Source organism: Actinomycetospora sp., assembly GCF_036497245.1.
Lineage (GTDB): Bacteria > Actinomycetota > Actinomycetes > Mycobacteriales > Pseudonocardiaceae > Actinomycetospora.
Genome location: NZ_DASXJS010000205.1, coordinates 1 through 5,540, shown reverse-complemented (window position 1 = coordinate 5,540; position 5,540 = coordinate 1). Strand labels below are relative to the sequence as shown.

General features: G+C 72.8%; 7 protein-coding genes. 4 read left to right on the top strand and 3 right to left on the bottom strand.

The genetic code is table 11. The features are described 5' to 3' along the window. Positions 1-1,041, top strand: a 1,041-nt coding sequence (locus VGI02_RS21525; protein ID WP_331630693.1) for an acyl-CoA dehydrogenase family protein, incomplete at its 5' end; no start/stop codon positions are given. 193 nt (positions 1,042-1,234) lie between these two features. On the opposite strand, the gene VGI02_RS21520 is transcribed toward VGI02_RS21525, so the two are convergent. Then, on the bottom strand, positions 1,235-1,696 hold the full coding sequence (locus tag VGI02_RS21520) for an SRPBCC family protein (protein WP_331630691.1): 462 nt from the start codon (positions 1,694-1,696) through the stop codon (positions 1,235-1,237). Further along, on the bottom strand, positions 1,696-2,040 hold the full coding sequence (locus tag VGI02_RS21515; RefSeq protein ID WP_331630689.1) for an ArsR/SmtB family transcription factor: 345 nt from the start codon (positions 2,038-2,040) through the stop codon (positions 1,696-1,698). Before VGI02_RS21515 ends, VGI02_RS21520 begins: the two co-directional genes overlap by 1 nt. A 176-nt stretch (positions 2,041-2,216) precedes the next feature. On the opposite strand from VGI02_RS21515, the gene VGI02_RS21510 reads away from it, so the two are divergent. Genes VGI02_RS21510 through VGI02_RS21500 form a run of 3 tightly spaced genes read left to right on the top strand, consistent with a single transcriptional unit; the run spans position 2,217 to position 4,692 of the window. Then, positions 2,217-2,807 (top strand): hypothetical protein, encoded by a 591-nt coding sequence (locus VGI02_RS21510; RefSeq protein ID WP_331630687.1) that lies wholly within the window; start codon positions 2,217-2,219, stop codon positions 2,805-2,807. Positions 2,808-2,863: 56 nt separating this feature from the next. After that, positions 2,864-3,424 (top strand): DinB family protein, encoded by a 561-nt coding sequence (locus VGI02_RS21505; RefSeq protein WP_331630685.1) that lies wholly within the window; start codon positions 2,864-2,866, stop codon positions 3,422-3,424. A 44-nt stretch (positions 3,425-3,468) separates the two neighbouring features. Continuing rightward, the gene (locus VGI02_RS21500) at positions 3,469-4,692 is read left to right on the top strand and encodes an acyl-CoA dehydrogenase family protein (RefSeq protein ID WP_331630683.1); all 1,224 of its coding nucleotides are present in this window, start codon (positions 3,469-3,471) and stop codon (positions 4,690-4,692) included. A gap of 37 nt (positions 4,693-4,729) precedes the next feature. Here VGI02_RS21500 and VGI02_RS21495 read toward each other — a convergent pair. Continuing rightward, positions 4,730-5,540 (bottom strand): DUF1707 SHOCT-like domain-containing protein (locus VGI02_RS21495; protein ID WP_331630681.1); only part of this gene is annotated, 811 nt, incomplete at its 5' end.

Sequence of the window (5,540 nt, the reverse complement as noted above, 5' to 3'; positions counted from 1 at the left end):
CTCGCGTCCTTCTGGGGTGACGAGACCGGGCTGTCGCTGCCGATCGTCAACGAGGAGCTCTTCTGGGGCGACGGCGGCATCGGGATGGCGATCTTCGGGACCACCCTCGCCGTCGCGGGCATCTTCTCCTCGGGCACGCCCGAGCAGATGGTCGAGTTCATCCCGCAGTGCTACGGCGACGCCTCCGACGTCGCGGTCGCGGCGTTCTGCTCGTCCGAGCCGGAGTCGGGCTCCGACGTCTCGGCGATGCGGACCCGGGCGGTCTACGACGAGGCCAAGGACCAGTGGACGCTCACCGGCCAGAAGGCCTGGGCGACCAACGGCGGGATCGCGAACATCCACGTGGTGCAGGCCGTCGTCGACTCATCGCTCGGCAGCCGGGGACAGGCCGCGTTCGTCGTGCCGCCCGGGACGCCGGGCCTGGAGTCCACCCGCAAGATCAAGAAGATGGGGCTGCGCGCCTCGCACACCGCCGACGTCTTCCTCGACGACGTCGTCGTCCCCGGTTCCTGCCTCCTCGGCGGCAAGGAGAAGCTCGACGAGCGTCTCGCGCGGGCGCGCGAGGGACAGCGGTCCTCGGGCTCGTCCGCCATGCAGACCTTCGAGCTGTCGCGCCCGACGGTCGGCTCCCAGGCCGTCGGCATCGCCCGCGCGGCGTACGAGTACGCGCTGGAGTACGCGAAGGGCCGCGAGACGTTCGGGCGGCCGATCATCGACAACCAGTCGATCGCGTTCACCCTCGCCGACATGAAGACCGAGATCGACGCCGCCCGGATGCTGGTCTGGCGGGCGGCGTGGATGGGCCGCAACGGCGTGCCGTTCGAGGCGGGCGAGGGCTCCATGTCCAAGCTCAAGGCCGGCCGCACCGCGGTGTGGGCCACCGAGCGCGCGATCCAGATCCTCGGCGGCGCCGGCTACTCCCGGGAGCACCCCGTGGAGCGCATGCACCGCGATTCGAAGATCTACGACATCTTCGAGGGCACCGAGCAGATCCAGCAGCTCGTCATCGCCCGCTCCATCTCCGGGCGTCACATCGCCTGATCGGACCCCGCTCCCCAGCGGCCGTAGGAGGCGCTGGTCACGACGCCGTGCGCCCGTGACCGGCGCCTTCTGCCGTGTCTGGGATGTGGCGGCGCGGTTCGCAAGATCATCGGGTACTCACCGGGCCCGGTCTGCCTCGCAAGCCCGATGCGTACCCGTTGATCGACGGCTGGGCAGCGGACGACCTCGGCCGTCACCCGGCTTCGAGCAGCTTCGCCAGCGCCGCGGCGGCGGACGTCCAGCCGGCCTCGGCCCCGTCGCGTCCCGGGGTCGGGTACGGCCCGTCCCGGAGCGTCATGCGGGTCCCCGGTCCGTGCTCGTGGAGCTCCACCCGCAGGGTGGCCGGCTCGGTCATGCCCATCTCGGGCATCGGGTCGGAGCGCAGGACGAGCAGTTCGGGCTCCACCAGCTCGACGATCTCGTAGGCGACGGTGAACTCGCGCCCGCCGGGCAGCAGCATCGTGAGCTCATAGCGTCCGCCGACGCGCAGGTCGATGTGGACCCGCTCGGGCGGCGTCTCGGCCTGTTCCGGGCCGTACCAGGCGGCGAGCGTCTCGGGGTCCGTCCAGGCCCGGAAGACCTCGGCGGGGGGCGCGCCGAACTCGCGGGTGATCAGGACGTACCCGTCGGCGGTCGTCGGGGCGTGTTCGCTCATCACCGGTCTCCTTGCTCCAGGGCTTCTCCCGGCCGGCGCAGGTGCGCGTCCAGTCGATCCAGGCGGGACTGCCAGGCTCGTGTCCGCGACTGCATCCAGGCCACGGCCTCGTCGAACGGTTCGGCCCGGAGCCGGTTGCGGCGCCACTGCGCGTCCCGGCTCCGGCTGATCAGGCCGGCGTGCTCGAGCACTTTGAGGTGCCGGGAGACCGCGGGCAGGCTGATCGGGAAGGCGGAGGCCAGCTCGTTGACCGTCGCCTCGCCCTCGGAGAGCCGGGTCAGGATCGACCGACGGGTCGGGTCGGCGAGTGCGGCGAACGTCGCGCTGAGCTCGTCGGTGGGCATGCTCCGCCGTATCTAACAGGTTGGTTAATTGCCTTCTCGATTAAATACGGGAGGTGGCGAAGGCGCAAGGGGCGGCCCGCCGAAGAGGACTCCTCCGCGTTGCGAGAGCAATGCTCTTGACGAGAGCGGCGCTCTCGCAGATGCTGTGAGCACTGCTCTCGCATCGGAGGTCCGCCATGGTCACCGCCCCAGCTCCCGCCCGTCCCCCTACCGCCGTTCGCGTCACCCCGTCCGCGGTCCTGCTCACGCTCGCCGGGGTGCTCTTCGTCGTCTATCCCGTCGTGCGGCCGCAGGGGGACGCCACCTCGGCGGGCGCGGCCGCGGCGTTCTCCTCACCCGCCTGGGTGGTCGCCCACCTCGCGGCCGTGGCCGGGTTCGTGCTGGTGGGCCTGGCGATGCGGTCGTTCGGGCGCGCCGCCGAGATCACCTGGTGGGTCGGGGCCGGTCTCGTGCTGCCGTACTACGGCGCGGAGGTGTTCGCGCTGCACGTCCTCGGGCAGCGCATGGCGGGCGAGCAGCTCATGGAGGTCGCCGAGGCCGTGCGTCTCGGGCCGGCCGCCGCGGTGGTGTTCGTCGCCGGGCTCGTGGCCCTGGCGGTCGCCGGGGTGCTGGTCGCGGTCCGGAAGGGTGCCGCGGGCGTCCCGTTCGCGATCGCGATGGTCGGGTTCCTGCCGCAGTTCTTCGCCGACCCGGAGATCCGCATCGCCCACGGTGTGCTGCTGGGGATCGGGCTCGTCCTGCTGGCCCGGCGCACGCTGCGACGCTGAACACCTGGCTGTCGGGCCCCGCCGATACGGTCCCGGGTGTCGGAGGGGGAGCGACGATGACCTGGAACGACCTGCTGCTCGACCAGCTGAGGTTCCACTGGGAGCACGCGCTGCGCCCGCGCCTCGACGGGCTCACCGACGACGAGTACCGCTGGGAGCCCGCGCCGGGCGCCTGGAACGTCCGGCCCCGGGCCGAGGCGAGGACGGCACCGATCGGCGGGGGCGCGATGGTCATCGACTTCGCGTTCCCGACGCCGGAGCCGCCCCCGGTCACGACGATCGCGTGGCGCCTCGCCCACGTGATCGTCGGGGTGTTCGCGATGCGCACGGCGAGCCACTTCGGCGGTCCGCCCACCGACTACGACTCCCACCCTTACGCCGCGACCGCGAACGAGGCGCTCGCCCAGCTCGACGCGGCCTACGCCGGGTGGATCGAGGGGGTCCGCGGGCTCGGGGAGGACGGGCTCACCCGCCCGTGCGGGCCCGCCGAGGGGCCGTACGCCGCGGAGTCCCTGGCCGTCCTCGTGCTGCACATCCATCGCGAGGTCATCCACCACGGTGCCGAGATCGCGCTGCTCCGCGATCTCCACCGGGCGCGGGGGATTGCCGGGGCATGACGACGGGCACTCCAGCCGCCACCCACCGTCCCCCGGGAGCAACGATGGCCGTCGACACCTCGCTCGATGCCGACCCTTCGGGCGTGCCCGACCAGCTGAGCGAGTCGCTCGGCACCGACTTCTTCTCGGTGCGCGACCGGTTCACCTCGCAGCAGTGGGACACGTTCATGGCGGTGCGCCGCTTCGTCGACCACGAGGTACTGCCCGCGGCGCCCGCCGCGTGGGACGCCGCCGAGATGTCCTGGGACCTGATCCGGCAGGCGGCCGACCTCGGGATCGTCGGCGACGACGTCGCCGCGCACGGCGGCGCCGGGCTCGACCCGTTGACGTCGGGCCTGGTCAACATGGAGATGGCCCGTGGCGACGGCAGCCTCGCGGTCTTCCTCGTCGTGCACTCCGGGCTCGCGATGAAGACGATCGACGAGCTGGGCTCGGAGGAACAGAAGGAGCGGTTCCTCCCGGCGATGGCCCGCCTGGAGACCGTGGGCGCGTTCGCCCTCACCGAGCCCGACCACGGCTCGGACTCGGTCGCCCTGGAGACGACGGCGCGCCGCGACGGCGACCACTGGGTGATCGACGGCGCGAAGCGGTGGATCGGGAACGGCAGCATCGCGGGGCGGACGATCGTGTGGGCCCGTGACACCGACTCGGAGAAGGTGCTCGGGTTCGTCGTCGACACGACCACCCCCGGCTACGCCGCCAGCGTCATCCCGCGGAAGGGGTCGATGCGCTCGGTGTGGCAGGCGGACATCGAGCTCGAGGGCGTCCGCGTCCCGGAGACCGACCGGCTCCCCGGTGCGCAGAGCTTCGCCGACACCACCCGCCTGCTCGCCACCACGCGCGGGACCTGTGCCTGGCTCGCGCTCGGCCACGCCACCGCCGCGTACGACGCGGCCCTGCGCTACACGCTCGAGCGCCACCAGTTCGGCCGGCCGCTCGCGAGCTTCCAGATCGTCCAGGAGCGCCTCGTCCGGATGCTGGCGGAGCTGACGGGCATGCAGCTCTACTGCATGCAGATCGCCCACCTCGCGCAGGACGGCCGGGCCGGCCCGGTCATCGCCGGGCTCGCCAAGATGAACAACACCCGCAAGGCCCGCTGGATCCTCTCCGAGGCCCGCGACCTGCTCGGCGGCAACGGCATCCTGCTCGACAACCACGTGATGCGGCACATGGCCGACATCGAGTCGGTGCACACCTTCGAGGGCACCGAGACGATGCAGACGCTCATCGTGGGCCGGGAGATCACCGGATACAGCGCCTTCACCTGAGGCCCGGCCACCTGAGGGTGCGGCTACCGGCGTCCGGTCAGTTCTTCCACCACTTCGGGCCCTTCACCTCGACGGAGCCGAAGGCGACCTTCCCGGTCACGACGACGTGCGGCCGACCGGCCGCTCGCCCGCTGCGGCGCTTGTCCTCGACGCTGCCTGCCGTGGCGCTGACCGCGTCGAGGGAGGCGCTCGCGGTGTCGGGCAGGCGCAGCTCGACCGAGCCCAGGGTCATGTCGACGTCGATCTCGACGACCTCGTGATCGATGACGGCCTCGGTCAGGTCCAGTTCGGCCGAGCCCATCCAGCCGTCGATCTCCAGCCGGCGCGGGACCGCCCACGCCCCGGACCGCTTGATCGAGCTCATCGCGGCGTGCAGGGCGACGGTCCCGCTCGTGTCCCCGGCCGCGTAGGCGGCACGGGTGTCGTCGGGCGGCGGGGTCGCGGCGCGGGGGCGGGACTCGGCGGCGGTCCGGGCCCGGGCGCGGTCGGGGTGCTCGAGGGGCAGGTCGACGACCAGCCCGTTCAGCTCGCGCCGGGTGCGCGCGGTGGTGGCGAGGCCCGAGCGCCGGTCGAACTCGAGGGTGCCGAGCAGGCCGCGCGACACCGCCTCCTGCAGCAGTCCGACGACGTGTTCGCGGTCGTCGTGGTCGACCGGGAGATCCGCGGGCGACGGCGGCAGGTCGCCGGGGCGCCCGGTGGGCCCGTCGGTTCCCGACGACGGGGCGTCGCGCGGCTCGGGTGCCGGGGCGGGAGTCTCGGGCGCGACCGCCGGCGCCTCCACCGCCGCGGGCGCGACCGCCGGGGCCTCCGGCGCGGCCGGCACGGCGGAACCCTCCGATGCCGCCGGG